Genomic DNA, 26,633 nt, shown 5'->3' with positions numbered 1-26,633 from the left:
CGCGGACGGGCGGCCCTACTCGGGGGCCAGCACGCTGGGCACCTCGTGGCGGAGGGCGACCGCGGTCGGCAGCACGGTCGCGGCCAGCACGAGCACGAGGCTGCCGAGGGCCACGGTCAACGCCGGGAGCACGCCGAAGGACGGGAAGACCCCGGCCGCCCAGGCGCCGGCCAGGGCGGTGGCCAGCACCGAGGCCCCGCCCAGCAGCAGGGCGGTGCCGACATAGATGACGGCTTCCCAGGCGGCCGCGGTCAGGACCGTGCCGGGGGTGCCGCCGGCCGCGACGATCAGGGCGAACTCCCGTTCGCGGCGCCGGCTCGACATGAAGACCGTGGCCACCGCGCCGAGGACGGCCAGCAGCAGCGGGCCACCCAGCAGCAGGACGACCGAGCCGGTGCTCAGGCCGGAGTCGCCGTCGCCGGCCGTGCCATTGGCCGAGTAGAGCCCGCCGGCCAGGGCGATCGCCACCGTCAGAGGGCTGATCGTGGCGGTGCTGCGGCCCACGTTGAACGCCGTGCTGTTGCGGGCCAGGTACCAGGGGCCCTCGAACGGCAGCAGCGACGTCCAGGCCCGGACCAGCCGGGCCAGGAAGAGCGGGCCGAACGCGGCCAGCACGCCGGCCACCAGCGGGGCGATCAGCATCAGGGGCACGGCCAGGGTGTCCCGGCCGGTGCCGGGCAGCGAGGCCAGGACGGCCACGATGATGCCGGCCGTGGCCAGGCCGCCGATCCAGCGGGCCGGGGTCATCCGGCGGTCCGGCGGCTCGGTCTCGCGCAGGGAGCGGATCGGTGGGGTGCGCGCGGCTCGGCCGGCGCTGCGGGAGCCGCCGATCGTCAGCACCACGACGACGAACAGCACGACCGGAAGCGCAATACCCACGCCGAAACGCGGCTCCAGCGAGGCCAGGGAAGGCGAGCCGGCGAAGGCGTACCGGAAGAGCGGGCCCAGCACGGGCGCCGCGGCCAGGCCGCCGAGCACGGCGCCGAGCAGGGCCACGACCAGGAGCTGGCAGGTCACGACGGTACGCACGAGGGCCGGGCGGAGGCCGACCAGCTGCCACAACGCGTACTCCCGCTGTTGCAGCGTGACCGTCAGGCCGGCGACCGAACCGACCACGATCAGGGCCGTGACCAGGGTGAAGGCGGTGATCACGCCGCTGATTCCGTACAGCGCCAGGGCATTGTCGCCACCCACCTCCAGGGCCGTGGCGATGTCGCCGGCCACGACGGAGCCGACCGCGGCCGTGGCCGCCGCGATGAGCAGCGTGCCCAGCCAGACGCGGGCGTTGGCGAGCAGGTCGCCGAAGATGAGCCGGACCACTCAGGACTCCCCGAGGGCGGCGAAGACCTCGGCCGCCGACGAATGCGCCAGCTCGCGGTGGACGAGGCCGTCGCGCAGCACGACGACCCGGTCGGCCCGGGCCGCGGCCGAGAGGTCGTGCGTCACCATCACCACGGAACGGCCGTCGGCCGGCACCTTGGCCAGCAGGTCGAGCACCTGGCGGCCGGACGAGGTGTCGAGGGCGCCGGTCGGCTCGTCGGCGAAGACCACGTCGGGGCGTACGGCCAGGACCCGGGCGATCGCCACCCGCTGCTGCTGACCGCCGGAGAGGGCGGACGGCCGGTAGGCCGCCCGATCGGCCAGACCCACGTCGGCCAGGGCCTGATCGACGTCGGCGGCGGAGATCTTCCGATGGGCGAGGCGGGCCGGCAGGGCCACGTTCTCCCGCGCGGTGAGCGAGGGGATCAGGTTGTACGCCTGGAAGACGAACCCGATGTGGTCGCGGCGCAGGGTGGCGAGCGCCCCGCGCCGCATCCCGCCGAGCTCGTGCCCGAGGATCCGGACGCCGCCCGAGGTGGCCGGCTCGAGACCGGACATGCAGTAGAGCAGCGTCGACTTGCCCGAGCCGCTGGGGCCGACCACCGCCAGGAACTCGCCCGGCGCCACGCTGAGGGTGACGCCGCGCAGCACCGGGTTGCCGTCGAACGTTTTCGTGAGGTTGTCGACCTCGACTAGTGACATCATCCCGCCAGGAGTGAGCCGAGCTCCCGGCGTCCGCTGACGCCGAGCTTGGGGTACGCGTTGTAGAGGTGGGTGCCCACCGTACGTGGGGAGACCCGCAGCTGGGCGGCGATCTCCCTGTTGCGTAGGCCACGCGCGGCGAGCTGGACGATCTGCCGCTGCTGCGGGCTGAGCCGGCCCAGCGGGTCGTCGGCCGCCGGCTCGGACTCGGCGCCCTCGCCCGCGGCGGCGAGCTCGGTCCGGGCGATCTCGGCGTGCGGTCCCGAACCCATCTCCTCCAGCGCCCGCAGCGCCGTGGTGAGCTGGGCCCGGGCGTCGAGCGGCCGGCGCTTGCGGCGCAGCCAGGCCCCGTAGTGCAGCCGGGCCAGCGCCCGTTCGAACGCCCAGCTCTCCCCCGCCGGGTCGTCGACCGCGCGCCGGAAGAGCTCCTCGGTCCGGTCGTCGTCGATGAGCGCGGCCCGGGTGTGGTCGGCCAGCAGCCGCATCCGCGCCCGACCGGACCGGGGGTGGCGGGCCAGCAGGGCGGCGCTCTCCTCCTGACGGCCGGCGTGCGGGGCCAGCACGGCCAGGCCGAGCAGCGCGTACGCGCCGCCGTCGGGATGGAAGCGCCCGGCGTCGAACAGCATCCGGAAATGCCGGTAGGCCAGCGCGAAGTCGCCCTCCACCATGGCCGCGTTGCCCGCCGCCACCTCGAAGTAGTACCGCAGGCGGCGGTTCTGCTGCAGGTCGATGCCGTTCCAGGCCGGCTCGGCCAGCAGGCGGGACTTCGGCGCGTCCCCATGCAGCGCCGTCACGATGGCGTCGAGGGCGTTCGTCTCCATCTCGAGCAGCGGCAGGTCGGCCAGCGCGCACAGCTCCCGGCTCTCCGCGATCACCTCGGCGCCCCGCTGCCATCGGCCCTGATCACCCAGGTTGACCCCGAGCGGCAGCCGGGCCTCGGCCGCGCCGGCCGGGTTGCCCTGACGCCGCGCGGTCTCCAGCGCCCCCTCGCGCAGACGCGCGGCCGTCGCGAGATCACCGGCCGCGTCGGCCAGATAGGCCAGGATGGTGGCCCTTGTGGGATCTTCCGGCGCCGGCAGGTCGAGGGGTTCCGAGCAGAGGTACGGATCGGCCGCCGCGTCCACCGCGCGGCGCAGCAGCCGCAGCTCCTCGTCGGCCCCATCGCTGGGCAGCGCGTCGGCCAGGCCGGCCAGGCTGGTCACGACCGCGCGGTGTTCGGGCAGCCCGGACACCCGGCTGATGTGCGCGGCGGCCAGGGCCATCAGCACGGCGTCCCGTCGTCGCCGGGGCGGATGCCGGCGGCAGCTGTCGGCGAGGACGTCCATGGCCGGGCGCTGGCGGCCGCGCCGGGAGTGGGCCAGCGCCACCGACCGCGCGGTGACCGGGGCGAGCGCGGCCCGCTCGTCGAGCGTGGTCAGGGCGGCGTGCAGGTCGAGCACCCAGCTGGTCTGGCCGATGGCGCCCGCCGCCTCGATCGCCGCGGCGTAGCGGCGGGCCGCGTCCGTCCGCGCCGGTGACAGCTCGGCCGCGCGCTGCCAAGCGGCGGCGTCCCGGCCGGCGGCGGCTTCGAGCCGGGCCGCGACCGTCTCGTCCGGCCCGGTCGCCTCGGCCGCCAGGTGCAGGGCGTGGGTGAGCGAGCCGGCCGGCAACACCGCGGCGAACCGGCGGTGCAGCTCGGCCCGTTCGACCGACGGGCACGAACAGTACGCGGCGATCCCGGCCAGCGGGTCGGCCAGGCGCAGGGCCGGGCCGTGCCGCTCCAGCAGCCCGGCGTCGAGCGTGAGCCGCAGGTCGGCCTCGGACACCCGGGCCGCCGCGAGCACCTGCTCCCGGCTCTCGTCGCCGGCCCGGGCGCTGACCTGCCGGACCAGCCGCAGCGCGCCTTCCGGGAGCCGGCCCAGGTCGGCCGCGTACCGCTCGCGGAGGGGCAGGATCCGGGCCAGCGCCGGATGCATCACCTCGTCGCTGCTCGCACCCTCGAACGCCGCGGCCAGATCGAGGAGGGCACGCGGATTGCCGCGGGCCCAGCGCAGAATCCGCAGCCGGCCCCGGCCGCGGGGCACGCCGGGTCGGCGGTTGAGCAGCTCGGCCGCGGCCGCTGCGGGCAGCGCGTCCAGCGGCAGCAAGCTCACCTTGGCCGACCGGATGCCGGCAGCGTGCCGGGATCGAACGCCCAGCAGGAAGACGACCGGCCGCCGGGCGACGGTGTCGATCAGGTCGCGCAGCACCGCCGCCGAGACCCGGTCGAGCAGATGCAGGTCGTCCACGATCACGAGCACCGGCTGCTGCCGGGCGGCCGCGGTCAGCAGCGCACGGGCCCCGGCCAGCAGCACATCCTTCTCGGTGGAGCGCAACGTGACGGCGGAGCGGGCCGCCGCCTGGTCCTGATCGGACAGTGTGGTGACCAGCGTCCGCAACGGTTGCATGAGCTGGTGCAGACCGAGCCCGTCGAGGTCCTGCTCGTCGCGGTGCCCGGTGGCCCGCAGCACCCGGAAGCCGCGGCGGGCGGCCCGCCCCGCGGCCTCGGCCAGCAGGCTCGTGGTGCCCCGGCCACGGCTCGCCGTGACCGCGAGCGCCGCCGCGTCGCGGCGCTCCGGGTCCAGCAGCGTCTCCAGTGTTCGCAGCTCGTGCTCTCGCCCGACCAGCTCGGTCACATCGACCCCCTCACCGCGCCGGGATCACGTCGCGAAGCTGGTCGCGGCGCGCGATCCCGAGCTTCGGGTACATCTGATAAAGGTGGAAGCCGATGGTGCGCGGGGACAACCCGAACTGCTCGGCGATCGCCCGGTTGGACAGTCCGCGACCGGCCAGACGGGCAATCTGCTGCTGTTGCGCGGTCAGCCGGCCGAAGGCGGACTCCTCGCCGGCGCGGGTCCGGGCCACCCCGGTGGCCCGGAGTTCGGCCCGCACCACCTCGGCGCCGTGGACCACGCCCTGCCGCCGAAACGTGTCGAGCGCCGCAACCAGCAGCGGCCGGGCCTCGACCGGCTGCCGCCGGGCCCGCAGCGCCGCCGCGACCAGCGACTGGGCCACGGCGTGCTCGTACGGCCAGCGCAGGCCGGCGTCGGACTCGGCCAGCAGCTCCACCGGCCGGGCCGGCTCGGCGTCGAAGTCCAGCAGGGCCAGGGCGAGCTCCCACGACCAGCGGCGCCGTGCGCTCGGCGGTTCCGACACCGACCGCGCCGTACGCAGCCGGGTCAGCACCTCGTCGCGACGGCCCGCCTCCAGGGCGGCCCCGGCCAGCGACAGGACCACGCGATGCGACATGAGGAAGTGGACCGGGGCGCCGTCGGCGGCGAAGACCGCGGAGTAGTGCCGGACCGCGGCCTCGTGATCGCCGGTCGCGGCGGCCAGCTCGCCCGCCGCCCGGTGCAGCAGGCAGGCCACGAACGGGCTCTCCGCGGCCGACGGCTCGCCGGCCTGGTCGAGCAGCTGCCGGGCCTGGCCCGGCTTTCCGCGGCGCACGGCCAGCACGGCCAGCTGCGCGACGACGGCCCGGCGCATCGGGCTGGCCGAGTTCGCGCCGACCAGGTCGGCCACGTCGGCCAGCACCCGGCCGGCCTCGTCGAGCCGGCCCAGATCGAGCAGCGACTCGGCCAGCGCCACGGTAGCGACGGCCAGCACGCCGATGGAGCCGTCGGCCTGCACCCGATCGACCGCGCGGCCGTAGAGGTCGGCCGCCACCTCGACGTCGTCGGTCATCCAGGCCACACCGCCGATGGCCAGCAGCCGCACCCGCTCGGCCGGGCCGTCGAGCGGCTCGATCAGCGCCGAGTCGCTCAGCGGGCCGGAGCGGGCGGCCCAGCCGGCCGGGTCGGCCACGCAGTCGGCCAGCGCCCGCAGCGACGACGAGCCGGGGCCGGGGCCGGCCGGATGCTCCGCCACCAGCCGGCGCAGCCGGGCGACACCCACCGGCTCGCCGTCGGTGAGCACCGACCGGGCCGCGATGGCCAGCACGGCGGTGGTCAGGGCCGGATCGAGGCCACCGGCCAGCAGGCTCTCGGCCGAGTCGAGGGTGTCGGCAGCCGAGCGGTACATCCGGACGTTGCCGGTGACCGCGAGCGCGCCGGCCAGCAGCCGGGGATCGTCGGTCAGCGCGACGACCCGGTCGCACAGGCGCCGGCTCCAGTCGATGTCACCGCAGCGGTCCGCCTCGGCCGCGGCCCGGCCGTAGCGCCGGGCCGCCTCCCGCGGGTCGGTGCTGTTCTGGGCGGCCCGTTCCAGCAGCGCGGCGACCTCCAGGCCGCGGCCCTGGGCGGCGGCCACGTCGGCCGCGCGCTCCAGCGCCACCGCCATGAAGTCGCCGGCCGTCCCGCCGACGTTGGCCACGTGCCAGTCCCGCGCGGCCGACTCGGTCGTGACCGCCGCGAGCCGGGAATGGGCCTCCTGCCGCTCGCTGAAGGACGCGGTGAAGTAGCAGACGGCCCGGACCATCGGACGGGCGAAGCCCAGCCGGCCGCCCAGCACGGCGATCAGCCGCGCCTGCTCGGCCGGGGCGCAGTCGGCCAGCGTCGCGCCGGCCGCGGTCAGCACGTCGCGGAGATCGTCGTGTTCGGACGCCGCCGCGTACAGCAGGACCCGCCGCGTGGCCGGCGGCAGATCGGCCAGCCCGGGCGCGAAGGTCCGGGCGAGCGGGCCGTCCTGGTCGATCCGGTAGTCGCAGCGAAGCGCGGTCATGGATCCCGCGCCGGCCGCATCGGCCAACTCGGACAGCGCGAACGGGTTGCCCGCGGCGAAGTGCAGGATCTCGGCCCGCACGGCCCCGCTCGGTGGGACCGGCCGGCCGTCCAGGATGCCGGCGGCCGCGTTGGGGCCGAGCGGGCCCACCGGCAGCAGCGTCACCTCGGCGCCGGCCCGGCCGAAGGCGAGCAGGCTGCGCGTGGCGAAGACCAGCAGCAGACGCTCGCGGCGCAGCCGGCGGGCCACGAACATGAGCAGCCCGACCAGGTCGGCGTCGTCCTCGGCGACCCCGTCGACGGTGATCATCACCGGACCGAGCCGGCACAGCTGCAGGACCGACGAGAGCACGGTCAGCCGCCGCCCGAGCGGGTCGTCGTCCGGCAGATCGGCCAGCAGCACGGCCGCCTCGATCACCCGGAAGCCTCGGGCGGCGGCGTCGGCCGCGCACGACCGCAGCAGCGCCGTCTTGCCGATGCCGGCCTCGCCGTGCAGCACGAGCACCTGCCGTCCACTCCCGGCGGCGCGCAGCGCGGTGCCCCATTGGGCACGCTCCCAGGCGCGCCCGGGCAACTCAGCGATCAAGCTCATCATGCCTCCCCTCCGCTTCGGATCTAAGCTGTGAGCTGGGCCGGCGACCATGCAGAACGCAGGCAGAACCGATCTGCCCGCGCGTCCCCGACCGGGCGAAGAGGCGGAAACCGGACGAGGTGTGGGGAGGGTCATGTCGGCGGCTCCGCTGGGTGGGCTGGTGCGCGGGCTGCGGCAGAAAGCGGGGCTCACCCTCGAGGCGCTGGCCGAGCTGTCCGGCGTCAGCGTCCGGGCGATCAGCGACATCGAGCGGGGCAAGAGCCTCGAGCCACAGACCCGGACCGTACGGGCCCTGGCCGACGCCCTGAATCTGCCGCCGACCGAGCGCGCGGCGCTGATCGAGGCGGCCCGCCCGCCGGCCACCGAAGCTCCCCCGCTGTGCCTGCTCCCGGCCGACCTACCCGACTTCACCGGGCGCTCAGCCGAGCTGACCCGGCTCGACAAGCTGATGCGCCCGGGCAGCACAGTCGTGGTCTGCGGCCCGAGCGGCATGGGAAAGACCGCCCTGGCCGTGCACGCCGCCCACACCCACTGCGACCGTTACCCATGCGGCCGGCTCTTCGTCGACCTGCGCGGCCTCGACACCGACCTGGTGCTGTGGCGGCTGCTGCGCGCCTGCGGCGTCGAGCCGGCCGACATCCCGCCCGCCACCGCCGACCGCACCGACCGGCTACGGCAGACCCTCGCCGAACGCCCGCGGCTGCTGATGCTCGACAACGCCGAGGACGAGGCGCAGATCCGCCCCCTGCTCCCCGGCGACGGCGACACCACGGTGGTGATCACCTCGTGGTGGCCGCTGGCCGGGCTGGCCGCGGCCGAACGGGTACGGCTGCGCCCGCTCAACGACGACGACGCGGTGGCCATGCTGCGCGCCGTCGTCCACGGCGACGACCACCCGGCCCTGCGCGAGGTGGCCCGGCTCTGCGGCAACTACCCGCTGGCCCTGCGCATCGCCGGCAGCCGCCTGCTCAGCCGCCCCGGCTGGACCGCGGCCACCCTGGCCGACCGGCTGACCGACCCGGCCCGGCGGTTGGACCGGCTGACCGCGGGCGACCTGCGGGTACGCGACGCCTTCGACGCCACCTGCGCCCGCATCTCCCCGGCCGGCCACGCCGCGCTGGCCACCCTCGCCCGCGGCGAAACCGTCGACGCCGTGGACGCCCTCGACGAACTGGCCGAGGCCGGGCTGGTCATCGGCGGACACCTGCATGAGCTGCTCAAGCTCTACCTGACGGGCTGACGCACGAGCGCGGTTGCTCGTCCGGGTCCACGCCGCCTCCGTCAACCCGGTCGCCGTGCAGAGCGCCGGCAGCATCCGCCGCCAAGGCAGCAACGCCGAACTCCAAGTCGTCAACGAGCACATCGTCGGCCACAATCCGTCCACGTTGGACTTCGCCGGCCCGCTGACAGCGATTTGACCTGCGGGCGTGCGGCCTCGGGCGTGCCCTCGGCTGACCGGAGCGGCTCGCGCTTGTCCGGGAGCGGCGAGGGCGGGCTGGGGTCGAGCGTGCGACGGTGGAATCGGCTGGCGCTGGGGCCGGCGGTGATCGCGGGGTGGATGGGACGGGGCCGGCGCGGGTCAGGCGGAGAAGTGGCGGGTGATCACGACTCGGGCCTGGGTGTGGGTGGTGAGGTTGACGCTTAGGAAGGCGGGGGTGGAGTCCTTGACGATGCCGATGGTGGTGACGTCCAGGGCGTGGATGGCGATGTAATAGTTGCGGCGGCCGCTACCGGCGGGTGGGGCGGCGCCGATGTAGCGGCGCAGCCGCGCGTCGTTGGGCAGCTGCCAGGCGCGCCGTCGGTGACGTCGGTGCTGGTGAGGGTGAAGGCGGGAACCTTCGCGATCAGGTCGTACGGGGTGGTCATGGTCGCTCCCGTAGGTCGAGGTCGCTGCGGGCCTCTCGACCGTAGGGAGGGCGCCGCCACGGCGGATAAGTCGCTCGGCCGGGCGGTTCCAGGGCCAGGAGCAGACCTATGGAGATCCAGACGTACGTGTTGCTGCCGATCGCGGCCAGCAAGCCGTGCGCGCCGGCCCACCAGAGCCAGACCACGCTGCTGCTGAGCACCACATAGACGGCCCCGAGGACGGGCCACTGATGCCGGGAGGCGCGGCCGGCCAGCAGGAACAGGGCCGGCAGCAGCCAGACCAGGTGGTGGACCCAGGTGACGGGGCTGATCAGGCAGGCGACGATGCCGGTCAGGGCGAAGCCGGTGGTGTCGTCGCGGACGCGGCGGACGCCGAGCCACCAGATGGCGAGGATCACGGCGACGGCCAGCAGCCACCACACGGCCGAGGCGTCGAGGCGGGCGACGACGCCGCGCAGTGACTGGTTGGAGACGTATTCGAGTTTGCCGACGCGGCCGGTGTCCCAGAGGGTCTCGGTCCAGAAGCGGCGGGACGTGCCGGGGGCGACCAGGAAGGCCAGCAGGGAGGCGCCGGCCGCGGTGCCGGAGGCGACGGCGGCGGCCCGGTACTGCCGGGTGAGGATCAGGTAGCCGATGAAGACGGCCGGGGTCAGCTTGATGGCCGAGGCGAGGCCGATGCCGAGGCCGCGCCACGGGGAGCGGCGCCGGTCGGAGCCGACGAGCACGAGCAGGGCCAGGTTGACCTGGCCGAAGCTGAACGTGTCGCGGGCCGGCTCGAAGACCAGCACGGCCAGGAAGACCAGCGCGGCCGGCGTCCACAGTGGCAGGCGGTGGCGGCGCAGGATCGGCACGAGATACCAGCGCAGCAGCAGGACGACGCAGGTGACGTTCAGGGCGAGGCTGCACGCGACGGCGACCGGCCAGCTCGTCAGGGCGAGCGGGCTGAGGACCAGGGCGGCGAACGGCGGGTAGGTGAAGCCGTACTCGGTGCCCTGGTAGAGGTAGTCGTACAGCTCGCCGCCGTCGACCAGCCAGTAGTGCACCGCGCCGCGGTAGACGCCGAGGTCGAAGAAGCCGCGGAACGTGGGCACGGTGACGAGGAAGACGCCGACGGCGATCGTGGCGGCGGCGACGATCGCGACCTGGGTGCGTGGCTTCAGGGACGTCATCGGGGGGCCAACTCTCGGGCGGGCGCCGCGGCCAGGCGTACGAGCAGGAAGCCGGAGATGCCCAGCAGCACGCCCGAGGTGGCGAGGAGGAACTCCTCGAAGGAGACGGCGAAGCCGTCGGGCAGGACGGCCAGGACCAGTACGGCGCAGGCGGCGGCCAGGCTGTGGCGCACCCAGCGGTGACCGGCCGCGGCGGCCAGCGGGACCAGTCCCCAGATGAGGTACCAGGGTCGCAGGGCGGGGCCGAAGACGACGACGGCGACCAGCACGATGCCGAGGCCGTAGAGGACGCCGAGCTCCTTGATCTGCGACCAGACCAGGCCGGCCACGATCAGGGTGGCCAGCACGCCGGCCCAGCGCCACAGGTTCTGGACGAAGACCTCGCCGACGCCGTCGTCCTCGAGGAGGCCGGCGGTCCAGCGGCCGAGCACGTTGACCAGCGACAGGTTGTGCGGGGAGATCGGGGTGTCGAGCGTGCCGAGCCAGCCGTAACCGGTGCCCGCGAGGGCGGTCAGGGTGGCGGTGGCGGCGGCCGCGGCGGCCGCGACCCCGCCGGCCGCGCGCAGCAGACCCCAGCGACCGCGCAGCCGGCCGGCCCAGATCAGGGCGACCGCGGCCAGCCCGAGGATGGCCGGCACCTTGACCAGGGCGGCCGCGACGACCAGAACGGATCCGAGCACGGGCCGGTGTCTGACGGCGGCGGCCAGGCCGGCCGCGAGCAGACCCACCATGAGCGCGTCGTTGTGGGCGCCGCCGACGAAGTGGATGAGCACGAGCGGGTTGAGCACGGCCAGCCACAGCGCGGCCGAGGGCCGGATCCCCGTGCTCCTGGCCAGGATCGGGACGACGTACGCCAGAAGCGCGAGGCCCGCCACCGCGACCAGCCGCATGGCGACGACCCCGCCGAGCAGGTGTTCCCCGCTGACCACCCGGGCGAGTCCCACGAAGACCGGGCCGTACGGGCTCGGGGTGTGCTGCCAGACGTCCGGTACCTGGGCCGCGACGAGGCCGCCGAGGCCGGCCGGGCCCTGCCGGTAGACGTCGAGACCGCGGCCGGCCATCAGGCCCTGGGCCAGGTAGCTGTAGACGTCCCGGCTGAACAGCGGCGGCGCCAGCAGCAGCGGCGCCGACCAGAGGGCCAGGGTCCGCCCCATGGGGCCCACGTCGTCGTCCTGCTTGGTCGCCTGCCCGTACCACCACCAGGCGAGAAGCAGCAGGGCGAGCCCGCTGTAGACGGCCACGAGCCCGAGGCGTACGTGGGTCAGCCCGGCAAAGAAGCTGACGCCGACGGGCAGCGCCCCGGCCCCCAGCCCACCCACGGCGACGAGCACGGCCCCGAAAAAGCCAACGGCGCGCGACCCGCCGTGATCCCCGAACACCGCAGCACCCTCTCAGTGAAGGGTGTCGAAGTGGGTACGGCCGATGAACGGCCTACTTAACCGTGAGCGAGCGGCCGAGACTGTTGCGCCCGGTGGCCGGGTTCCACACCTGGGGGTTGGCGAGCTGGATGGCGTAGGCCGGCTTAGCGGCGAGCGTCGCCGCCGGGTCGGGCAGGCTCAGGGCGTAAGCGCCCGATGCGGCGATGAAGGAGACTTTCAGGGTGATCAGCTTTCCGGGCGTCCACGTGCGGACGTCGGTGTTCACCACGACGGAGCGCGAGCCGACGATCAAGCGGACCGGGCGGTTCGCCACGGGAGCCGCGTAGCCGTCGTTGACCAGGGTGATGGTGGCGGTGACCCGCGAGCCGGCCCTGGCCGCGGTCGGCAGGACGGCCTTGACCAGGCGGATGCGGTAGCCGAGACGCCGGTCGGCCTCGGCCCGCCCGGCCGCGCCCCACGAGTCGAGCACGTCGGTGTTGAACGACGGGTTGAGATACGTCCAGTGGTAGCGGGCCATCTCGGCGCGGGCGTTGGGCCAGGCCGAGCGGGCCGAGACGTCGCAGGTCTCGCCGCCGACCAGCACGGCGGACGACGCCAGCCAGGCCGCGTCGTCGCCGGTGAAGGTGCCGTAGTCGTCGGTGCCGGCCAGGAAGCAGTCGTCGTGCACGCCGACCCGGGCCACATCCGGGGCGAGGCGGCGCTTGATGGCCGGGGTGCGCACCTGCACGACCGTCGACGGCGCGGTGGCGGCGAGCAGCGCGGCCAGCACGTGCCCGCGCGAGGTCCAGTCGGGCGTGCCCTCGGTGCCGAAGTTCCGGCTGTAGTACCACTCGCCCCACCGGCCCACGAAGCCCGCCTGGACCGCGGTGATCACGTCGGCGCCGGCCTTGAGGATCGGGCCGAGCTGGGCGATGTGCTTCAGGACGCGGGCCTCGGGGGCGTCGGCGTCGCTCTCCGAGGCGTAGGCGAACCGCACGATCAACTTCACCCCGGCGGTACGGGCCGCGGCGAAGTCGGCCCTGACCAGCGCCAGGTCGGCGGCCGAGATCTGATCGACCGCCTGGTACTTCTCCAGGTAGAAGATGCGGTAGACCAGGCTGCGGGCCTGATTCACGCGGGCCGCGGCCAGGTCGGCGTCGACCAGCGGGGTGTACGAGCCGAAGTGCGTCTCGGTGTAGGTGAAGAAGCCACGTCCCGGGTTGGCGATCGAGGCGGCCGACGCCGCGTAGGTGACGGTGGCGGTCGACGGGGTCGCGGCCACGGCGGTGCCGGGCAGGAGAACGGCTACGGCCACGGCTGCGGCGGGGAGAAAGCGCACGAAGACGACTATCGGCCCCGCCGCCGCGAACTTAAGACTTCACGTGGGTTGGCAAGGGCGGGAACCCATTGAAGCCCACCGAGGAGTACGTGGCGGTGTAGGCGCCCGTCCCGAGGATCCGCACCACGTCGCCGGACCGCAGGGCGAGCGGCAGCTCGTAGTGGGAGTGCTGGTACATGATGTCGACGCTGTCGCAGGTCGGGCCGGCCAGGATCACCGGGCCCATCGGGCCGTCGTCGCGGCCGGTGGTCAGCGCGTACTGGATGGCCTCGTCCTCGGTCTCGGCCAGCCCGCCGAAGCGCCCGACATCCAGGTAGACCCACCTTTCACGGTCCGAATAGGACTTCCGCGCCACCAGCACGACCTCGGCGTGCAGCACTCCGGCCGGGGCGGCGATGTAACGGCCCGGTTCGATCATGAGAGCCGGACGCCGGTGTCCGAAATTTCGCGACATGGCGGCCTCGATCGCGCCCGCGTAAGCCGTGATCGGGAGCGCGGAAACGCGATAGTCCACCGGAAACCCGCCCCCCGCATTGAGGATTCGCGGCGAAAGTCCACTTTGCTCCAGCGCGGCGAAGATCGACGCGGCGGTGGCGATGCTGGGCTCCCACCGCTCCGGATCAAGCTGCTGCGAGCCGACGTGGAAGGCCAGCCCCGCCGGATCCAGCCCGCGCACGGCCGCCGCCGTCATCAGGTCGACGGCCATCTCCGGCGTGCATCCGAATTTGCGGCTCAGGGGCCACCGGGCGCCCTTCGACGACGCCAGCAGCCGGCAGATCACCCCGGACCCCGGCGCGTGCGCGACGATCTTGTCGAGCTCGCCCGCGCTGTCGAAGGCGAAAAGCCTGACCCCCCGGGCGTACGCATACGCGATGTCCACCGACTTCTTGATGGGATGCCCGTAGCTCAGCGCCGCGGGCGACGCCCCCGCCGCCAGGCAGAGGTCGATCTCCGCGCGACTGGCGACGTCGAACCGGCAGCCGGCCTCGACGAGCGCCCGCAGCAGGGCCGGTTCCGGATTGGCCTTCACGGCGTAGTGGATCTGAGCATCGGCGAACGCGGCGGCGATCCGGTGGTACTGCTCCCGGGCCACCTCGACGTCGATCACCAAGCAGGGGGTCCGGCCCACGGCACCGGATGTCGTCAGTTCCTCATCCGCGGTCACGGTCATGGCTGAATCCTCGCCTCGCGTAGCGGCATCAATACACAGAGTATTGCCATGAATGCGCAGAGTTGTCGATCCGAAAGACGAATAGACAGGTTTACAGTTGTCGCCGTGTCAGAACGGCTGGACCTGCTCACCGATGCCGAGCAGAACGCGTACCGCCTGCTCGTCCGCATGTCCGGGGCCACCGCGGCCGGCCTCGCCGAACGGGACGGCCTCACCCCCGGCGAGGCCGCCCACGTGCTCGAATCGCTGCACCGCAAGGGCTTGGCCAGCGGCGGACCGGAGTTCCACGCCCTGCCGGCCGACGTCGCGCTGGGCGACGCGCTGCTGCGGGAACAGCAGGCCCTGGAGTCGGCCCGCCGGATGGTGGCCTCGCTCAGTGAGGAATACCGCAACAACACCCGCCGGCGCAGCGCCGAGCATCTCGTGGAGATCGTCGTCGGCGCCCCGGCGCTGCGGGAACGGCTGCGCGAGATGCAGGACACGGCCGAGAAGGAGATCCTCTGGTTCTGCCGGGCCAACCCGATCGCGATGCAGGGCCCGGAGAACACCGAGGAGACCACGGCGCTGGAGCGTGGCGTCCGGTACCGGGCGATCTACGAGCGGGAGCTGCTCGAGAAACCGGGCGAGCTGGACAGCATCGTCGAGGCGATGAGCCTGGGCGAGCAGTCGCGCACGCTGCCCACCCTGCCCGTACGCCTGGCCATCGCCGACCGCCGGCTGGCCATCTGCCCCCTGGTGCCGGACGCCGCGCGGGGCGTCGGGCCGCCCACGGCGGCGCTGATCCGCCCCAGCGAGCTGCTCGACGCCCTGGTCGCGCTCTTCGAGAGCTACTGGGACCGGGCCACCCCGCTCGTGCCGGACGGCGGCGCGACGGAGGAACCCGATCGGCTGTTGCTCTCGCTCTTCGTCTCCGGCCTGCCCGACAAGTCGATCGCGACCCAGCTCGGGGTGAGCCGCAGGACCGTCCAGCGCCGGCTGGACCGCCTGATGGACATCGCCGGCGTGGACACCCGGCCCGGGCTGGCGTACCAGGCCGCCCGGCGCGGCTGGTTGTGACGCAGATGCAGCACCGGCACGCCGACCGGCCCGGCGTTCTCCTCGATCGGCTTCATCGGCCGTAGGCCCGGATCACGGTCTGGGTCACGGTGTTGCCGACGCGGTCGCTCGCGGTCACCCGCAGCGAGACCGGCCCGGTCCTCCCGGCCGTCGTTCGCCACGTCTTACCGTCGTCCACCGAGTACTCAACCTTGACCCACTTCGCGCCCGGGACGCTCACCCGGACCGGCTTGCGGGCGATGCCGTTCAGATCGACCGGGACGTCGTACGCGGGCTGCAGCAGCGGCAGCTTGCCGTCTTTATTCGCTTCGAAGATCCACTCCGTCGACGTCGACGTGCCGTACAGCCACTCCTCGCCGCCGCGCTTGGTCGTCACCACCAGCTTGTACGCAGCGTCGCCGGCCGGTACCGCCACGTCCCGCCAGGCGTTCGCATACTCACCGACCAGCGTTCCGTTGCGGTAGAGCGCCGCCGCCTGCCCGGCCTGGTCGACCTGGCGGTGACCGTCGGCGTCGACGAAGTCGGCCACCCTGAGGTGCAGCAGGTTGCCCTCGCGGGTGGCTGACCCGGCCGGCCGCAGCACCGGCGCGGCCCAGGTCTCAGCCGCGTGACCCGCCCGCTTGTACGAGGCCGGGTCGTCGTGGAAGCCACCGTCGAGCTTGGCCCCGATCGAGTTGAACGGGTACTCGTTGTGCACCTGATGCTGCCACAGCGTGTCCCCGGTGCTCACCCACTCCTCGCGGACCGAGGGCGTACGGACCGCGCGCTGGGCGTCGTTCCACGAGTACTCCTGCGCCGGCCGCCAGCCGAACCGCTGCTCACGGACGTAGTCGAAGCCGCCGTTGTCCTGGTAGCGCGACGTGATCCGCTGCGAGTTGGCCGCGGTCACCCGGTAGGTGATTTGGCTCGGCACCCGATCCTTGGAGATCTGGAAGACGTCGTACAGGTAGGGGCTGTCCGGGGTCAGCGTCAGCGAGATCGACGCGCCGCGCTTGCGGGCCTGGGCCAGCAGCTTCTGACCGTCGTCGTTGGGCACGACCGCGTTGATGATCGGCATCCGCTCGCCGTCCGGCTGCCACGAGCCCCAGGCCGACATCGTCGGCGGGTAGACCACCAGCGCCACCGCCGCGCCGGCCTCGGCCGCCTGCAGCGCCGCGTCGTAGTAGTTGTCCGTCTCGAGCACGACGGCCTTGCCCTTGACGTTGCCGCCGAGCCCGGCCACCAGGTCGAACTTCCTCGTCCCGGTGTAGACCGGCGAGGCCGCGGTCAGGTTGATGTCCACACCGGGCAGCGAAGACTGCACGAGCGGGGCGACCAGCTGCCAGCGCGACGAGAACTCGTAGCTGCCCTGGCGCAGCTTGGCGGTCGGCGTGACGTTGATCCCGTTGACCGAGCTGAAGTTCATGAACCCGTTGATGACGCCGCGCCCCGACCCGGTCACCCGGTGCACGTAGTAGCTCCACACGGTGCGCTGCTCGGCCGGCCTCGGCGTCTCGATCTTGACAGGCTTGGCCGTACGTGCGTCCAGCGTGACCCGGAGGTCCCGGTCCACCCGGAGCTCGGGGATGGTGATCAGGTTGTCCTGCTCGTCGAGCGGGGCGCCGTCGGCGATCGTCGCGTTCAGCAGGTAGTCGCCCTCGGCCACCTCGTACGTCCGGACCTGGCCCGCGAAGATGCCGTCGAGCACGTCGAAGCGCGAGTCGTCGCCGAACATCAACATCGCGGGCACCGAGGCCGGCTTGCCCTGGCGGTCCACCGCCGAGACGGTCACGGTGTGGTGCGGCGGGTCGACCGTGCCGGCCAGCGCGGTCGTGACGCCGATGCCGCCGGGGGCCGTGGCGGTGAGCCACCCGCTGCTCTGGCCGGGCGTCTTGAGGTCGTACGTCAAGGTCACGCCGGCCGTGCCGCCGGCCGGAACGGTGACCGTGTTCGCCGACGTCGTCACCGCGGCCACGGTGTCCTGCAACGTCAGCGTGACGGGCGCGGTGCCGGCGTTGGTGTAGGTGACGGTCTTCGTGACCGGCGACCCGCCGAGCTGGTGGAGGCCGAAGTCGGCCACACCCGTGCCGGCGACTTTCTGGATCGTGGCCCGGGCGAGGTCGACCCGGCCGGCGCCCTGTGAGAACACCGGGGTGTCCGGTGTGGTCTTGGCGGTGCTGACCAGCTCGTCCTTGATCTGCGAGCCGGTCCAGTCGGGATGCTGCTGGGCGACGATCGCGGCCGCGCCGGCCACGTGCGGCGTCGCCATGGAGGTGCCCGAGGCGGCGGTGTAGAGCTCGTCCACCGGCTCGCCCATCGTGGTGCCGGCGGCGCGGGCGGCCACGATGTCCACGCCGGGCGCGGTGATCTCGGGCTTGAGACCCTCGTCGCCGAGGCGCGGGCCGCGGCTGGAGAAGTCGGCGATCCGGTCCTCGCGGTCGACCGCGCCGACGGTCAGGGCGCCGGCGGCGGCGCCGGGCGTACCGACCTTGTAGCTCGCGCCCTCGTTGCCGGCGGCCACCACGAACAGGGCGCCGGTCGACTCGCTGAGCTCGTCGACGGCGGCGCTCATCGGGTCGGTGCCGTCGGTCGCCTCACCGCCGAGACTCATGTTGACCACGCGGGCGCCCTGGCCGGTGGCCCACTCCATGCCCTCGATGATCCCGGACTCGTAACCGGAGCCGCTGTCGTCGAGCACCTTGCCGATCAGCAGGCGGGCGCCCGGAGCGACGCCCTTCCGGAGGCCGCCGGAGCCGGCGCCAGTCCCCGCGACGGTGGCCGCCACGTGCGTACCGTGCCCGAAGCGGTCGCCGGTGTCGGCGCTGCCGCTGAAGTCCCGGGCCTCGTCGATCTTGCCCGCCAGGTCGGGGTGGCTCGCGTCGGCGCCGGTGTCGAGCACGGCGACCTTGACGCCCCGGCCGTCGAGCCCGGCCGCCCAGGCGGCCGGCGCGCCGATCTGCGCGGTGCTGCGGTCGAGGGCCGGCTTGACCTTGCCGTCGAGCCAGATGTGCTGGGCGGTGGTGGCGGTGCGGGCGCCGGTGCCGGCTGCCTGCGTACGCCAGAAGTCGGCGAGCCCATGCTTGTCGGCCTGCACGGCGACGGCGCCCAGACTCGGCAGGGTCTTTGCCGTCGACTTCGCGGCCGGCGTTTCCTGGCCCCCGCCCGGTTTTCCGGTGCTGCTCAGCTTTGCTGCTGCCGCCGCTCCCTGGATGATCAGCGGGAGCGTGCCGCGGGTGGCGTCGCCGTAGCCCTGCTCGACCAGGTGCTGCACGTCGAACAGCTCGGCGTCGAGCCGGCCCTCGCGCAGCAGCGGCAGGGCGTCGCTGGGCAGCACCCGCACGCCGTTCCCGGCCTCGACCGTGGCGAACCGGATGTGTTCCCGGCCCGGCCCCGGCCGCACCGTCGCCGCGATCCGGCCGTCGCCGCCGGCTTCGCCGCCGGCGGCCGGGGCCAGCTCGACGACATCACCGGTGACGAGCGTGATCGTTTGCGCGGCCGCGGGGGGAGCGGCGACGCGGGCGGGTGCGGCCGGGGGACCGGCGGCGGCGGGACCTGGCGGCAACCAGGCCACGCCGCCGGCTCCGATCAGGAGGCCGACGAGGCCACCGGTGAGGCGCTTCGATGCGGGCAAGGTCGGGCTCCTTAGCGTGCGGGTTGTCACGCATTCTGGAGTTCACCCGCGGTCCGCCGGGAGGTCTGCCGACTGCCGTAGTGGCGACATGGCGCGATGTGGACAACCGTTGCCTCACGGCATGGAGAGCGCCACCTGACGGGCTTGTTCTCTGCTGGTGAAGCCCTCCAGCCGGTACGTCCGCACCCCGTCGTCCCAGATCAGCGTGGGTGTGGCGAGCCGAGCCGTGGCGCTGTGCTCGACGCCGGCCCGGTCGATGTAGGTCAGGGTGTGCGGCCCCGGCAGCCAGACCGCCAGCGCACCCCCGACATCGGTCCACTCCGCTTGCCCGGCCTGCTTGAGGAACGCCCCGGCCGACCCGTCGAACTGATCGAGCCGGATCGTGCCGCCCCGGTAGATCAACGAGACCACACGCCGCTGATCGGCCACCTCGACCCGCTCCGGATCCCCCAGCGCGGCCGGGAACCTGGCGATTTTGCGGGCCTCATCAAGCGAGATCTCCCCCGTCGACGGCAGCGGGCGCGGACTCACCGCCGGCGCCGGCGGTGCTGCCTCCCGGCGCACCTCGATCCCCGCCACCCGAAGCACCCCGGCCACCACCTCGACCACCGCCGCCCGCGCCGGCGCCACCAGAAGCACGCTCGCCACGAGAGCCGTGACCGCGCCCGCCACCCATACCCGCCAGCGCGCCGCGCCCGTCCACCTGGCCCGGCGCATCCGCTCCCCCATGCGCGTTCGCTCAGCCAGTCCTGTTCGCTTCGCGAGGCGGGTGCGGACGGCGGCGCGCTGGTCGGCCGGCTCGGGGAGCTCGAGCCAGGCCGTCAGGTCGCGGAGTTCGGCGATCAGGTCGTCGTCGCGGTCAGGCATCGGGCACCTCCATGCCTTCACGCAGCCGGGCCAGCGCCCGGTTGGTCCGCGACTTGACCGTCCCCTTGGGCACACCGAGCGCCGCCGCGGTCTCCTGCTCGGACAGGTCGAGCAGGAAGCGGCAGACGAGCACCTCCCGGTCCCGTTCGCCCAGCTTCCTCAAGTGCTCGACCAGCCGTTCGCGCCGCTCATGGGCCATCGCCGAATCGGCCGGGTCGGGCGCGTCCCCCCGCGGCCCCTCCTTGGCGGCGGCCCGCAGCGCGAGCCCGTCCCGCCGCCGGCGGGAGCGATGCAGGTTGCGCGTCTCATTGGCCACGATCGCCAGCAGCCAGGGCCGGAAGCCGGAGTCCCCGCGATATCGCGACAGCTGCCGGTACGCCTTCACCAGCGCCTCCTGCACCACGTCGTCAGCGTCATCGCCCGCACCGAGCAGCACGGCCGCCCGATGCGCGGCCACGGTGTAGCGGGCGACCAGAACCTCGTAGGCCCCCAGGTCACCACCCCGCGCCCGCCCCACAGCGGCCGCGTCGTCCAGCTCCGTGGTCTCGCTCAGCTCGCCCCTCCCCCTCCGCCCCGACACTGCCTCGACACCACGAACCGCGAAAGGGTTCCACCACCGCCCGATCTGGCGGGAACCTCTTCGCGGTGGGCGGTGTCGTTCGGGCATGACTACGCGCCGCAGCTTTCTTGCCCTGTCCGGTGGCGCGCTGGCCGCCGCCTCGCTTGGTGCCTGCCGGTCGCGGCCGGCTGTAGCGACGGCGACGCCTGTGCCGGATCTCCTGTTGGCCGACACCAAGCGCGGGCTCGTCCGCCTCAGCGGGGCCGAGTCGCGACTGGTCGGGGCGGGAGCGGCGCTGAGCCGGGACGGCGCCGTCGCCTACGTGGCCGAGGGCACGGCGCTGACCCGCACCTATGCGGTCACCGGGGCGCCCATCCAGAAGATCGAGATCGGGGGTGGATGGGTGCCCCGCGTGGTCGCCGAGGCCGGCAACGCTTGCGTGCTGACGCAAAGCGCGCATGAGGAGCCGCCCGCTGCGCGAACGAGCAGTCCGCTGCTGGTGGTGACCGATGAGCGGCGGCAGAAGTTCAATCCGGCGGGCGTGGTCGAGCCGGATGCGTTCACCAGCGATGGCACCGGGCTCTTCGTGCTCGAGTGGCTTCCGGCAACGGCGCCCGAGCACTATCGCGTGCGGCTGCTGGATCTGGCCGGTGGACAGCTGCAGCCGCTGCTCACCCGCAACAAGGTGCCGGTGCCGGCCGGGGCCGAGGAGGAGATGCGCGGCAGCGGGCGGGAGGCGGTGCTCTCCGGGGACCGGCAGGTGCTCTACACGTTGTACACCCACCAGCCCGACCATCAGCACACCCGCAATCTGCTCAACCACACGCCCGGCAACGTGCACGCCTTTGTCCATGTGCTGCAGCTGAACGAGCGATGGGCTTTCTGTCTAAACCTGCCGGATCCGTTCGGGCACGGCGCGCCGGAGGGGCATGCGCTGGCCGCGGACGCGACGCACATCGCCGTGCTCGACGCGGCGAGCGGGTCGCTCGCGTTCGCGTCGGCCGGCTCGCTGGAGATCGAGAAAGTTACCCGGATCCCGGCCGGTTCCGCCGCCGGTCACCTCGCGCTCGGGGCCGGAAAGGCTTACGCCGCTTACGGTACGGACGTTCACGTGGTCGACCGCGCCACGGGCCGGGTCGTCGCGCACTGGTCGCTCGCCGACCCGGTGTGCGGCCTGCGCCTCAGCCGCGACGGCCGGCGCCTCTACGCCGGCGGCCACGACCGCGTCGCCTGGCTGGACGTCACCACCGGCCAAGTGGTGGGACGCGCCTCCGTCGACGGATTGACCACCCTGCGCCACGCGGGATGACGCTTTTCGCCGACCGATCGGAAGTTTCGGGAAGTCGTTCGGCAATGCTCTGATCTTCGGGTCACCTAGTCGCAGGCGGAGATGACCGGAACTTACGGAGGATTGCCGGAAGTTAATGGTTGACTCATCCGTGGTCACGCTCCCAAGATGGGACGCAACGACGATCGTCGATTTGCGGACGGGACTGCTTCCACCGGTGGGTCCCGGCCGCTCCCCCTTACCGACGAGAGGTGATTCCCCCCATGAGCAGACGGATCCGTCCTCGATCCCTCTTCCTCGCCGCCGCGGCCGGATTGCTGGCCGCCGCCAGTGCCGTCGCCCTGTCTCCCTCGGTTCAGGCCGCGCCCGCGCCGCTGGCCGCCTCGTGCCCCAACGGCTACGTCGGCCTGACGTACGACGACGGGCCGAACCCCAGCACCACCAACCAGCTGCTGTCGGCCCTGCGCTCGGCCGGTCTGCGGGCCACCATGTTCAACACCGGCCAGAACGCCGCCGCCAACCCGAGCCTCGTGGGTGCTCAGGTCGCGGCCGGCATGTGGGTCGGCAACCACAGCTACACCCACCCGCACATGCTGACGCTGAGTCAGTCCGCCATGTCCTCGGAGCTCTCGCGCACCCAGACCGCCATCCGCAACGGCGGCGGGGGCACCCCGACGATCTTCAGGCCGCCGTACGGGGAGACGAACAGCACCCTGCAGTCGGCCGCCTCCGCGCTCGGGCTGCGCACGGTGACCTGGGATGTCGACTCGCAGGACTGGAACGGCGCCAGCACCGCCCAGATCGTGCAGGCGGCGAGCCGGCTGACCAACGGCCAGCTGATCCTGATGCACGACAACTACCAGACCACGATCAGCGCCATCCCGCAGATCGCGTCCGGCCTGGCCCAGCGGGGTCTGTGCGCCGGCATGATCTCCTCGTCGACCGGCCGCGCCGTGGCCCCGTCGGACAGCCCGACCACGCCACCCACCACCCCGCCCACCACTACGCCGCCCCCGACCGGCGGCGGGAGCTGCACCGCCTCGTACGCCGAGGGTCAGAAGTGGTCCGACCGCTTCAACGGCCAGGTCACCGTCGGCGGCGCCACGAACTGGGTGGTCACCGTGACCTTCCGCTCCCCGCAGAAGGTCATCGCCACCTGGAACACCTCGGTGAGCTGGGACTCGACCGGTCTCGTGATGACCGCGCGGCCCAACGGCAGCGGCAACGTCTTCGGCTTCACCGTCCAGCACGGCGGCAACTGGACCTGGCCGTCCCTGTCCTGCCGAACAGCCTGACCGCGGCCGCAGCCCCGCCGCAGCGGGGCTGCGGCCCGTTCCAGGACTCGGGCAAGCCATCATGATCTCGGAGTGGCGTCACCCGTTCAGCGATTAAATCGGTACATTAGGGACATGACAACGATCTCTCTGCGCGGCGCTCTGCTGCGATCGTTGTCTGCCCTGCTCCTGCTGCTGACGCTGGGCCTGGTCGCCCCCGCAGCAGTCGCCGGGCCGGTCGCCGCCGGGGTCACCCACAGCACCAGCTCCCCCGCTGCACCGGCCGCAGGGTCCACTGCCGACACTCCGGGTGAGGATTTCTCGCCGGAGGCGGCCTCCGCCCGTACGCCCGGCGCTCCAGTCGCCGACCGTGCGCGCGTCCTCTCCGCTCAGCACACCGCCGGGGCCCGCGGATCACGCGGCCCGCCCTCCGCGCGCGCCTGACCATCACCACGCCGCCCCTCGGGCGGCGCGTCAGCCAGCGCGTCCTTTCCCCGGCCAGTGTGCGCCGACGGGTAAAGCAATCCGCCTGAGTCCTTCTCGGGAGAAGCGCGCTGTCTTGCCGGCCTTCTTCCTTTTTCCTTGAGCGGACAGGACTCCCATTCCCATGAACGTCGTCGCCGAAATGCTGCTGACCACCCCCGCCCCGGCCGCCATCTGGGCCACGCTGATGCTGCTGACCCTCCCGGCCGTGCTGGTGCTGGCCAGCCCGCAGGGCGTGCGCCACCCGAGGCAGGCCCTGCGCGACGTGGTCGCCCTGATCCGGGAGCGCGGCGAGCGCCGCCGCCGGCTTTCGCTGGAGGCGCTGGCCACCACCCAGTACGCCGACGAGGTGCGGGTGGCCGCCGACCGGGCCGAGCTGGCCGCGGCCCGCTGGCAGGAGCGCTGGGAGCAGACGACCGACGACGTGAACGCGGCCTGGCAGGACTGGCTGGACGCGGACGCCCGGCTGCGGGCCCGCCGGGCCGCCGGCGCCTTCGGCACGCCGTGGAGCGCGCAGACCCCGACCGAGTACGTGGCCCGCGAGCGTTTCCTGCACCGGGCCGTCCGCGACGCCGTCGCCCGGGGCTGGCTGCCCACCGCGGCCGTGGGCGACGCGCTGGCCGGTCGGGCCGGCTGGGACCCGCGCCTGCACCCGCTGGAGCAGGAGCTGGTCGTCGCCCGGGCCGCCGAGGGCCACCTGCGCGACCGCTACGAGCGGGCCGTGGCCGCCGAGCGGGCCGCCCGCCACGACGCCTGGCTGGCCCGCACGACCAGCGCCAGCCTGCGCCAGGAGTCGTGGGCCGCCACCGACAGCGCCAGCCGCGTGCGCCACCTGCTCCCGGCGGCGGCCACCGCGCACGTCCCGTACGCGATGGCCGCCCGCCCGGCCTACTCCGACGGTGCCTGAGGGGCCGGAGGGTCAGGAACGGGCTCGGTCCAGGCTTCTGGGGTCGTTGGGGGCCTGGTACTGGGCGTACAGGCCGCTGCGGGCGACCCGGCGCCACGGGCGGGCGTGGTTCTCGGCCGCGAGATCCAGGTCGGCCGTCACGAGGGATTCCTCGGGCGCGGCCGGGCAGCGGGCGGCCCAGTCGCCGGCCGGGCCGACCAGACCGGAGGGCGCGTTCGGCGCGTCCTGGGCCGTGCCGGCGTAGCTGACCCAGTAGCTGTTGGCAGCGGCCAGGGCCTGGGCCTGCAGGGCGAACGGCCCGTTGTTGACCGGCGACCCCGGCCCGTGGGTGGAGAACAGCACGCAGTCGACGTCGAGCCGCTCGTACTCCAGGAACACCTCGGGGAAGGCCGCCTCCATCCCCAGCGCGCAGCCGAACCGGGCGCCGTCGACGGTGAAGGTGATCGGCGCCGATCCGGGCGTGTACATGTGGCTGACCTTGGTGTTGGACAGCATCCGCTCGTCGTAGCGGGTGACGATCGCGCCCGCGTCGGAGATGACGTAGAGGCTCAGGTGCGGCCGCCGGGGACCGGTCAGCGGGTGGACCGACCCGAGCACGGTCCACAGCCGCAGCTCCCCGGCCAGGGCCACGATCGACCGCAGCTGGCCGGCCAGCGTCGCCCAGTCGGCCCGCGACCAGTCGGCCCCGCCGACCGTCTCCGGGCCGGTGGCCGACATGATCCTCTTGTCGGGACAGACCAGCGCGCCCTCGGGCAGGTGCAGCAGCCGGGCGCCGGCCGCGTGGGCCTCGCGCATCAGGCGGCGGATCCCGTCGCCGCTCTCGCGCAGCGCCGCCGTGTCGGCCGGGTCGGGGTGGACCGTCAGCTGAGCGACGGACAGTCGTACAGATCGCATCGAATCTCCTCGCGGAGTCGTGCGGAAGTGCCTCAGGGCAGCGGTGTAGGACTCACCGGTCTTGGCCGCGCGGGCTCGGACCCGGCGCTTGAAGTTTCCGTTCGCTGTCATCTGGACCTCCGCTGTCCCGCACGCCGATCCCCCGCGCGATCGAAGCGTCCGAGACGAACGAATCAGGACAGCGACCCGAGACGGAAAGTCCCTTTGCCTCCGTCGGGGACCGCGCGCCGGGGACGGTCGCTGGAGGTTGGGCGTGGGTTACGCCGACCCGGACGTTAGCAGTAGGTTCGGGCCCATGGCTACCCTCTGGACCCTGGGCTGCGACGCGGCGGATCCCCATCGGCAGGCCGCCTTCTGGGCGGGCGCGCTCGGCTACGTGCGGGAGCCCGGCTACGACGAGCCGGACGGCGCCTCGATCGTCGACCCGGAGGGCCGGGGCCCGGCGATCAGCTTCCTCCGGGTGCCGGAGCCGAAGACCGCCAAGAACAAAATGCACCTGGACGTACGCGTTGACAGCGCCCTCATTCGCACCAAGGCGGCCGAGCTGGAAGCAGCGGGCGCGACGGTCGTCCGCGAGCACCGCTACGGGGCCGAGCTGAGCCATGTGGTCATGCTCGACCCCGAGGGCAACGAGTTCTGCGTGGCGCCGGCCGGTTAGGGCTTCGTGAGCAGGCAGCCCGACTTGTTGAGGTCGATGGTGCGGGTCGAGGTCAGGCAGGTGGTGAACCAGTACGTCTCCTGGCCGTAGCTCTGACCCTGGTAGACCGAGGTGGTGCCGTCGGCGTTGACCTCGCACGGATTGTTCAGGGTGCACGCCTCTCCGTCGTCGTTGCCGGTGTTGTTGATGCCGACGATCTGGCCGCTGGTGGCGCTGACGATGGGCGAACCCGAGGTGCCGTGGATGGTGTCGCAGTTGGCGTCGTAGCGGATCGAGTCCTTCCAGGTCCACTCGCCCTCGCGCAGCTGCGGCACGTAGCGGTCGATCTTGCAGTTCCAGATCTGCTTCCAGTAGCTGGACGGGATCGCGATGCTCGTGCCGACCGCCGCCTTGCTGCTCGCGATGGTCAGCGCGGTCGCGCCGTAGCGGGACGACAACGTGGCGTACGTGCTGGTGAGGCGGTAGAGCGTGACATCGGTGCCGGTCATCGTCGCGTACAGCACGCGGTCGGCCCGGACCGTGCCGAGCGACCCGCCGGAGCTGTTGAGCAGCGTGCCGGAGCGGCTGGAGGTGCGGTTGACCAGCACCTGACCGGCCGAGAGGAAGCCGCCCTCGTAGCAGTGGCCGTTGGTCAGCATCATCGCCCGGTCGCTGCTCACCGAGCTCGGGTAGCGGACCAGCGAGGCGGAGCAGTTGCTCAGGGCGATGGTGTTGGCCAGCGTGGTGGCCGCGACGGCCTGGGCGGGCGAGGTGGGTCCGGCCAGGACACCGGTGAAGGCGGCAACAGCCGCCGCGGCGGTAGCGAGGGCACGGCGTACGCGCATGGGTGTTCCTTTCTGCTTTT

The 26,633-nt window shown here is 73.2% G+C and carries 22 protein-coding genes; 8 read left to right on the top strand and 14 right to left on the bottom strand.

The window, feature by feature from the left end; genetic code table 11:
* Positions 1-15: 15 nt before the first annotated feature.
* The 4 genes from AB0J66_RS39115 to AB0J66_RS39100 are packed head-to-tail and all read right to left on the bottom strand — an operon-like array spanning position 16 to position 7,290.
* Complete coding sequence (locus AB0J66_RS39115) at positions 16-1,320, bottom strand: FtsX-like permease family protein (RefSeq protein WP_364672123.1); 1,305 nt, start codon at positions 1,318-1,320, stop codon at positions 16-18.
* Positions 1,321-2,025 (bottom strand): ABC transporter ATP-binding protein, encoded by a 705-nt coding sequence (locus tag AB0J66_RS39110; RefSeq protein ID WP_364672121.1) that lies wholly within the window; start codon positions 2,023-2,025, stop codon positions 1,321-1,323.
* Complete coding sequence (locus AB0J66_RS39105; RefSeq protein ID WP_364672120.1) at positions 2,022-4,676, bottom strand: LuxR C-terminal-related transcriptional regulator; 2,655 nt, start codon at positions 4,674-4,676, stop codon at positions 2,022-2,024. The genes AB0J66_RS39110 and AB0J66_RS39105 overlap by 4 nt, the downstream gene beginning before the upstream one ends.
* A 10-nt stretch (positions 4,677-4,686) precedes the next feature.
* The gene (locus AB0J66_RS39100) at positions 4,687-7,290 is read right to left on the bottom strand and encodes a LuxR C-terminal-related transcriptional regulator (RefSeq protein WP_364672119.1); all 2,604 of its coding nucleotides are present in this window, start codon (positions 7,288-7,290) and stop codon (positions 4,687-4,689) included.
* A gap of 133 nt (positions 7,291-7,423) precedes the next feature.
* On the opposite strand from AB0J66_RS39100, the gene AB0J66_RS39095 reads away from it, so the two are divergent.
* Together AB0J66_RS39095 and AB0J66_RS39090 are read left to right on the top strand one after the other, a co-directional pair.
* Complete coding sequence (locus AB0J66_RS39095; RefSeq protein WP_364672117.1) at positions 7,424-8,530, top strand: helix-turn-helix domain-containing protein; 1,107 nt, start codon at positions 7,424-7,426, stop codon at positions 8,528-8,530.
* A gap of 13 nt (positions 8,531-8,543) precedes the next feature.
* Complete coding sequence (locus tag AB0J66_RS39090; RefSeq protein WP_364672115.1) at positions 8,544-8,708, top strand: hypothetical protein; 165 nt, start codon at positions 8,544-8,546, stop codon at positions 8,706-8,708.
* 161 nt (positions 8,709-8,869) lie between these two features.
* Here the strand turns inward: AB0J66_RS39090 and AB0J66_RS39085 are convergent, their stop codons facing one another.
* From AB0J66_RS39085 to AB0J66_RS39065, 5 genes are all read right to left on the bottom strand, one after another.
* On the bottom strand, positions 8,870-9,043 hold the full coding sequence (locus AB0J66_RS39085; RefSeq protein WP_364672192.1) for a hypothetical protein: 174 nt from the start codon (positions 9,041-9,043) through the stop codon (positions 8,870-8,872).
* A 109-nt stretch (positions 9,044-9,152) separates the two neighbouring features.
* Positions 9,153-10,325, bottom strand: a complete 1,173-nt coding sequence (locus tag AB0J66_RS39080; RefSeq protein ID WP_364672113.1) for a glycosyltransferase 87 family protein — start codon at positions 10,323-10,325, stop codon at positions 9,153-9,155.
* On the bottom strand, positions 10,322-11,704 hold the full coding sequence (gene mptB, locus AB0J66_RS39075; protein ID WP_364672112.1) for a polyprenol phosphomannose-dependent alpha 1,6 mannosyltransferase MptB: 1,383 nt from the start codon (positions 11,702-11,704) through the stop codon (positions 10,322-10,324). Before mptB ends, AB0J66_RS39080 begins: the two co-directional genes overlap by 4 nt.
* A gap of 52 nt (positions 11,705-11,756) precedes the next feature.
* Entirely contained in the window at positions 11,757-13,022 is a 1,266-nt protein-coding gene (locus tag AB0J66_RS39070; RefSeq protein WP_364672110.1) for a DUF4832 domain-containing protein, read from the bottom strand.
* A gap of 31 nt (positions 13,023-13,053) precedes the next feature.
* Positions 13,054-14,193, bottom strand: a complete 1,140-nt coding sequence (locus AB0J66_RS39065) for a type III PLP-dependent enzyme (protein WP_364672109.1) — start codon at positions 14,191-14,193, stop codon at positions 13,054-13,056.
* Between the two features lie 105 nt (positions 14,194-14,298).
* On the opposite strand from AB0J66_RS39065, the gene AB0J66_RS39060 reads away from it, so the two are divergent.
* The gene (locus tag AB0J66_RS39060; RefSeq protein ID WP_364672107.1) at positions 14,299-15,249 is read left to right on the top strand and encodes a helix-turn-helix domain-containing protein; all 951 of its coding nucleotides are present in this window, start codon (positions 14,299-14,301) and stop codon (positions 15,247-15,249) included.
* 52 nt (positions 15,250-15,301) lie between these two features.
* On the opposite strand, the gene AB0J66_RS39055 is transcribed toward AB0J66_RS39060, so the two are convergent.
* The 3 genes from AB0J66_RS39055 to AB0J66_RS39045 form a co-directional block, all read right to left on the bottom strand.
* Entirely contained in the window at positions 15,302-18,859 is a 3,558-nt protein-coding gene (locus AB0J66_RS39055; RefSeq protein ID WP_364672105.1) for a S8 family serine peptidase, read from the bottom strand.
* A gap of 114 nt (positions 18,860-18,973) precedes the next feature.
* Entirely contained in the window at positions 18,974-19,726 is a 753-nt protein-coding gene (locus tag AB0J66_RS39050) for a hypothetical protein (protein ID WP_364672103.1), read from the bottom strand.
* Complete coding sequence (locus AB0J66_RS39045; protein WP_364672102.1) at positions 19,719-20,306, bottom strand: sigma-70 family RNA polymerase sigma factor; 588 nt, start codon at positions 20,304-20,306, stop codon at positions 19,719-19,721. The genes AB0J66_RS39050 and AB0J66_RS39045 overlap by 8 nt, the downstream gene beginning before the upstream one ends.
* Before the next feature lie 85 nt (positions 20,307-20,391).
* Between AB0J66_RS39045 and AB0J66_RS39040 the strand changes: the two genes are divergently transcribed.
* The 4 genes from AB0J66_RS39040 to AB0J66_RS39025 all read left to right on the top strand — a co-directional run bounded on the left by AB0J66_RS39040 (position 20,392) and on the right by AB0J66_RS39025 (position 24,237).
* Complete coding sequence (locus AB0J66_RS39040; RefSeq protein ID WP_364672100.1) at positions 20,392-21,594, top strand: hypothetical protein; 1,203 nt, start codon at positions 20,392-20,394, stop codon at positions 21,592-21,594.
* A 242-nt stretch (positions 21,595-21,836) separates the two neighbouring features.
* A complete protein-coding gene (locus tag AB0J66_RS39035) occupies positions 21,837-22,868 on the top strand; it encodes a polysaccharide deacetylase family protein (protein ID WP_364672098.1) in 1,032 nt (343 codons plus the stop codon).
* A 114-nt stretch (positions 22,869-22,982) separates the two neighbouring features.
* The gene (locus AB0J66_RS39030; protein WP_364672097.1) at positions 22,983-23,291 is read left to right on the top strand and encodes a hypothetical protein; all 309 of its coding nucleotides are present in this window, start codon (positions 22,983-22,985) and stop codon (positions 23,289-23,291) included.
* A gap of 163 nt (positions 23,292-23,454) precedes the next feature.
* Positions 23,455-24,237 carry a hypothetical protein gene (locus AB0J66_RS39025; protein WP_364672095.1) on the top strand — a complete coding sequence of 261 codons (783 nt, stop codon included), beginning with the start codon at positions 23,455-23,457 and terminating at the stop codon, positions 24,235-24,237.
* A gap of 12 nt (positions 24,238-24,249) precedes the next feature.
* On the opposite strand, the gene AB0J66_RS39020 is transcribed toward AB0J66_RS39025, so the two are convergent.
* On the bottom strand, positions 24,250-25,131 hold the full coding sequence (locus tag AB0J66_RS39020; protein ID WP_364672093.1) for a carbon-nitrogen hydrolase family protein: 882 nt from the start codon (positions 25,129-25,131) through the stop codon (positions 24,250-24,252).
* A gap of 295 nt (positions 25,132-25,426) precedes the next feature.
* On the opposite strand from AB0J66_RS39020, the gene AB0J66_RS39015 reads away from it, so the two are divergent.
* The gene (locus tag AB0J66_RS39015) at positions 25,427-25,789 is read left to right on the top strand and encodes a VOC family protein (protein ID WP_364672091.1); all 363 of its coding nucleotides are present in this window, start codon (positions 25,427-25,429) and stop codon (positions 25,787-25,789) included.
* Here the strand turns inward: AB0J66_RS39015 and AB0J66_RS39010 are convergent.
* Entirely contained in the window at positions 25,786-26,613 is an 828-nt protein-coding gene (locus tag AB0J66_RS39010) for a serine protease (protein WP_364672089.1), read from the bottom strand. The genes AB0J66_RS39015 and AB0J66_RS39010 overlap by 4 nt on opposite strands.
* Between the last annotated feature and the right edge of the window lie 20 nt (positions 26,614-26,633).

Source organism: Actinoplanes sp. NPDC049598 (genome assembly GCF_040675435.1).
Taxonomy (GTDB): domain Bacteria; phylum Actinomycetota; class Actinomycetes; order Mycobacteriales; family Micromonosporaceae; genus Actinoplanes.
This window is presented reverse-complemented; position numbering and strand designations above follow the sequence as displayed.

Coding starts and splice junctions, on each gene's coding strand:
- AB0J66_RS39015 (WP_364672091.1), top strand. CDS start 25,427: ATGGCTACCCTCTGGACCCTGGGCTGCGACGCGGCGGATCCCCATCGG.
- AB0J66_RS39020 (WP_364672093.1), bottom strand. CDS start 25,131: ATGCGATCTGTACGACTGTCCGTCGCTCAGCTGACGGTCCACCCCGAC.
- AB0J66_RS39100 (WP_364672119.1), bottom strand. CDS start 7,290: ATGAGCTTGATCGCTGAGTTGCCCGGGCGCGCCTGGGAGCGTGCCCAA.
- AB0J66_RS39030 (WP_364672097.1), top strand. CDS start 22,983: ATGACAACGATCTCTCTGCGCGGCGCTCTGCTGCGATCGTTGTCTGCC.
- AB0J66_RS39065 (WP_364672109.1), bottom strand. CDS start 14,193: ATGACCGTGACCGCGGATGAGGAACTGACGACATCCGGTGCCGTGGGC.
- AB0J66_RS39095 (WP_364672117.1), top strand. CDS start 7,424: ATGTCGGCGGCTCCGCTGGGTGGGCTGGTGCGCGGGCTGCGGCAGAAA.
- AB0J66_RS39010 (WP_364672089.1), bottom strand. CDS start 26,613: ATGCGCGTACGCCGTGCCCTCGCTACCGCCGCGGCGGCTGTTGCCGCC.
- AB0J66_RS39110 (WP_364672121.1), bottom strand. CDS start 2,025: ATGATGTCACTAGTCGAGGTCGACAACCTCACGAAAACGTTCGACGGC.
- AB0J66_RS39025 (WP_364672095.1), top strand. CDS start 23,455: ATGAACGTCGTCGCCGAAATGCTGCTGACCACCCCCGCCCCGGCCGCC.
- AB0J66_RS39080 (WP_364672113.1), bottom strand. CDS start 10,325: ATGACGTCCCTGAAGCCACGCACCCAGGTCGCGATCGTCGCCGCCGCC.
- AB0J66_RS39035 (WP_364672098.1), top strand. CDS start 21,837: ATGAGCAGACGGATCCGTCCTCGATCCCTCTTCCTCGCCGCCGCGGCC.
- AB0J66_RS39040 (WP_364672100.1), top strand. CDS start 20,392: ATGACTACGCGCCGCAGCTTTCTTGCCCTGTCCGGTGGCGCGCTGGCC.
- AB0J66_RS39050 (WP_364672103.1), bottom strand. CDS start 19,726: ATGCCTGACCGCGACGACGACCTGATCGCCGAACTCCGCGACCTGACG.